The organism is Pseudomonas sp. MCal1, assembly GCF_026341415.1.
Taxonomy (GTDB): Bacteria; Pseudomonadota; Gammaproteobacteria; order Pseudomonadales; family Pseudomonadaceae; genus Aquipseudomonas.
In genome coordinates, this window is the sequence record NZ_JAKUMP010000037.1 from 1 (window position 1) to 463 (window position 463).

At 53.8% G+C, this 463-nt stretch carries 1 pseudogene; it reads left to right on the forward strand.

The window, feature by feature from the left end:
- Positions 1 to 463: pseudogene (locus MKZ87_RS28845) on the forward strand (hypothetical protein); the annotation flags it as partial.

Below are 463 nucleotides of genomic sequence, written 5' to 3' on the forward strand. Positions count from 1 at the left end.
ACACGATTTCGGCGAGTCTTTACGGGGCGGCGGCGTTGGTGGCGGTGGTGGATAGTCAGGTGAGGGTGGGGTTGGGGATTAAAGAGTTTGGTAAGGGGCGGTCGATGGTTCCGACGCTTACTTTGTTTGGTGGGGTGATTGGTGGGTTGTCGGCTTATGCCGCCTTGCAAGAATTCAAATCCTTGAAATTGCAATTAGAGGATTCCCATAACCGGATTGATCCATGGCTGGAAATACGTCAGACCGTGGTCGGTGGGCAAGTAGCCGTGTTTGGCGCCCAGGCATTGTTAGGATTTGGCTATACCGCCCGTGCCTTGGCGGGGGCAATCACAGTAGACGTCGCCATTTTGCGTTACACACTCTACATGGGGCCATTGAACTGGGTTATTGCCGGTTTGGGCCTGCTGTATCTGACGGCCTGGATTTTCGAAAAGACGCCGCTGCAAAACTTCCTGAACAACTG